We start from the raw sequence: 3,833 nt of genomic DNA, 5'->3' as shown, positions 1-3,833 counted from the left end.
AGTGTGGGGGTGAGCTTTTGTGATAACCCCACCCCCCCCCACACCGGTTCTAGCCCACCCCGACACCCCCCGGGCGGGGGGCGGCGGGGCCGCCTTCGGCGGCGATCCGGCCGCGATCGAGCTGGCGCGCCGGGGCGAAAGGTGGGTGTGTCTCACAAGCCGACCGGTAGGGTCGGCAGCTGGATAATCGGAGAGTGGGCGCCCGAGAGGGGTGGGTTCTGTGCAGGATGCGGGGTTTTCCGATCGGGTGGCGGGGGTGCTGGTCGGTGGGGCCGCGGGGGATGCGTTGGGGGCGGGGTATGAGTTCACCAAGCCGGGCCCTGCGGTGGTGATCGATATGGTCGGGGGTGGGCCGTTCGATTGGGCGCCGGGTGAGTGGACCGACGATACGTCGATGGCGTTGGCGATCGTGTTGGCGGCGGTGAACGGGCCGGGGATCGATCTGGACGCGGTGGCGGCGGGGTTTGTCGCGTGGTTCGATTCGAAGCCGCCGGATATCGGGAATCAGACCTGGAAGGTGTTGTCGGCCAGACCTTCTTCCGCGCTGGACATGCAGGTGGTGGCGATGTCGCTGACCGGGCGGACCGGTGGGAACGGGTCGTTGATGCGGACCGCGCCGGTGGCGCTCGCCTATCTCGACGACGCGGCCGAATGTGTCGCGGCGGCGGGGCGGGTCGGGATGCTCACGCACTACGACGAGCATGCCGTCGAGGCGTGCAAGATATGGACCTACGCGGTGCGGCATGCGGTGCTGCACGCCGACTTCGGTGGGGTGCGCGAATACGTCGGCGGCTCAGCGCAATCGGAATATTGGACCGAGCGACTGGACGAGGCGGAGAACGGTACGCCCGACGACTTCCCGAACAACGGCTGGGTGGTGCACGCCCTGCAGACCGCGTGGTGGGCGATCACCACGACCGACCAGTCGTCGCCGGAGCATCTGCCCCGCGCCCTGGAAGCCTGTGTCCGCGCGGGCAACGACACCGACACCACGGCCGCCATCGCGGGCGGCCTGCTCGGCGCGCGCTGGGGCGCCTCCGCCGTCCCGGCCCGGTGGCGGACCATGCTGCACGGCTACCCCGGCCTGACCGGCGCGGACCTGCCCGATCTGGCGCAGCGCATCGCCGCGCACTCCTGCTGACGAGGTCTGTCGCCGTCACGCACGGCGCTACCGAGGGCCTGCCTCGAAGTAGTGGTCGGCCCACACGCTCCTACAAGCCGAGCCACCACCCGTGGATCACCGCGCTGAACGTTCATTCTCCCGCCGATCGGTCGAGATCGGGACCATCGGAGCGCTTGGTGAATGCTCAGCGCATGCGGGCGCAGTGCGCGGAGAACCGCCCGCGTGAGGAATGCGACTCACACGCCGGCGCAGCGGCGGATTACTGCTGCCACGCCGGCGTGCGTTCGATCGCACAGATCGGGTTACCAAGCAGTGACGATCGGGCCCGGAGTCCATGTCCCCCAACGGTTTTCGGAGTCGACTGTCGGCTTCGCAGGCACTGCGCCGTTGTCCAGTGGCAGGTACTGCTCGATCGAGCCCCAGTCGCGGTCCCAGTCGTTGTTCAGGTAGGTCGGCAGGGTGCGGGCCGTGAACAGGAGCTGGGTCCAGCCGAGCGGGCCGCCGCCGTCGTGGCCCTGCCACAGGTTGGTGATGGTGGCGCCGTTGCGGTCGGGCAGGATGCGGTATTCGGGCAGTGCCGAGATTCCGTTGTAGGTCGGCAGGTGGTTCTGGCACGGGAAGTGCAGGCCCACAGCCCAATCCAGCAGCACCGGGGTGTCGCGGCCGACGAGTGCGTTCAGCGTGGTGGTCTGCGGCATGCGCGGCGGGGTGACCGCCAGCCACTGGTCGGGGCCGAGATCCTTGTCCTGCGCGACGAGCCGGACGACGCCGGTGTCGGCGGGCAGCTGGTCGAGCGGGACGCGCAGGTTGCGCCAGGTCGGGGCGGGGCCGATGTCGATCGGCATGACCTGACCGGTCACGGTGACCGTGCCGTCGGGGGCCGCGGTGCCGTATTCGACGACGAGTTCCTGACCCGGGTGCACGATACCGTCGGCGTCGACCGACCGGATCCGGCCTGCCACCGAGACCGCGAGCAGCGGGCCGCGCGGGCCGTCGGGCAGGCGGAACCAGCCGGTGGTCAGCGCGGCGGGTTCCTGCGCGCCGGAGCGGTAGCTGCCGAGCACGGGGGTGGTCGCCGGGTCGAGACCGAACGGGAGCTGCAGTGAGCCCTGCCGGGATTCCGAACCGGCGGAGGTCGAGGCGTCACGCAGCTCGTCGGGGTCGTCGGACACCGAATTCGCCTGGCCCGTGGTCGATTCCACCTCGTCGGAGGTCAGGACAGGGGCGACGCCGTCGGGGCGGAAGCCGGTCGAGTCGGTGCCCGTCATCGTGGTGGCGACATCGCCGGTCAGCGGGGCGAGCATCGACGCGTTCGGGTCGGTCTCGACGAGCACCTCGTCGGCCATACCGCACCCGCCCGCGAACGCGGCGTCGAAGTTGGAGCTGGCCACCGAGTAGGCGGGGTACTGGGCGATCGTGGCTTTCGCGAAGGAGGCCAGTTCGAACAGCACCATCAGCGCGGCCGCGACGGCCAGGACCGGCACCGCCGCCAGCCGCCCGGCCCGTGGCTTCGGGTTCGGGTGGATGTGGAACCACGCGGCGACAGCGAGGGCCAGGAAGGTCAGACCGGCGAACACGGTCGACAGGCCGAAGCCCGCGACGGTCGGCGGCTTGTCCCACCAGGGAATTCCCCACGAGGACACATACCAGTAGCCGTTGGCGCCGACAAAGGTCATCGCCATGGCGAAGAAGACCGCGGCGGCGAACAGCGCGCGATTACGCAACGGCCGCAGCACATCCGAGCTCACCGCGACCGCGGTCACCGCGGCGACACAGGCGGCCAGGCCGGCGAACACGCCGAACTGGTGGGTCCACTTGGTGGGCGAGAACATCATCAGCACCATCGCGGCCAGGGTGATCCCAAGCAGGCGCCGGGTCGGGCCGACCGCGGTGCCGGGGATGTGACCGCCGCGGCGCAGCATGACCGCGGTGCACACGATCAGCCCGATCAGCATGGCGAACACACCGAAGCGGCGGGTCAGCCAGCCGTCGGCATTGAGCTGCAGCAGATACTGGTAGCGCAGGAACTCGAAGAACCAGGACTCCCGCGGCCCGATCTCGCCGTGCACCGCGAACATCTCCCGCACACCGGCCAGGGTCCGGTCGGCGAACACGACGGTCAGCACCATCGTGCCCGCCGCCAGGATCGGCAGCAGCAGCGCGAGATAGCCGACCGACTTCGCCCGCTGCACGACCACCGCGGTGACGACGCGCGCGCCGGCGACGAGCGCGCCGAGGCAGATCAGGCCCGACGGCGCGCCGGTGAGGGTGAACGCGGCGACGATCACCGCGACGGCGAAGGGCAGCAGCCGCCGGGTCGCGATGGCGCGTTCGACCGAGACCCAGGTGACCAGCACACCCAGCGCGACCACGAATTCCGCGCGCAGGCCGTTGTTGTAGGGCAGCCAGAAGGCCAGGAACACCAGCGCCGCGGTCCAGGTCGCTACCCGCTGGCGGCGCACCGCCACGCCGAGCCGGGGCAGCACCTCGCGGCTGATCAGCCACCAGGTGAGCAGGCCCGCGCCGAGGGCGGGCAGGCGGACCAGCGGGCTGACGGCGGAGATATGGGTGATCCAGCCGATGATGTCGGTGTAGGGCGTGTAGAACGGGCCCTCGTCGACGCAGAACCATCGGTAGTAGTTAGACATGGTGCCCGAACAGCGGGCGCCCCTGGCCAATCCGAGGTTGTTACCGTCGGCGGAGGTGATGG

2 protein-coding genes are annotated in these 3,833 nt (G+C 70.2%); one reads left to right on the top strand and one right to left on the bottom strand.

What is annotated here, in order from left to right:
- Positions 1 to 211: 211 nt before the first annotated feature.
- Complete coding sequence (locus tag ACFWPJ_RS27135) at positions 212 to 1,141, top strand: ADP-ribosylglycohydrolase family protein (protein WP_378855467.1); 930 nt, start codon at positions 212 to 214, stop codon at positions 1,139 to 1,141.
- A gap of 284 nt (positions 1,142 to 1,425) precedes the next feature.
- Here the strand turns inward: ACFWPJ_RS27135 and ACFWPJ_RS27130 are convergent.
- The coding region (locus ACFWPJ_RS27130; protein ID WP_378855465.1) for an arabinosyltransferase at positions 1,426 to 3,833 on the bottom strand (2,408 nt) is incomplete at its 5' end.

Source organism: Nocardia sp. NPDC058497, from assembly GCF_042720195.1.
GTDB lineage: Bacteria > Actinomycetota > Actinomycetes > Mycobacteriales > Mycobacteriaceae > Nocardia.
The sequence above is the reverse complement of the archived record's forward strand: the minus strand, read 5'-3'. Positions and strand labels throughout refer to the sequence as shown.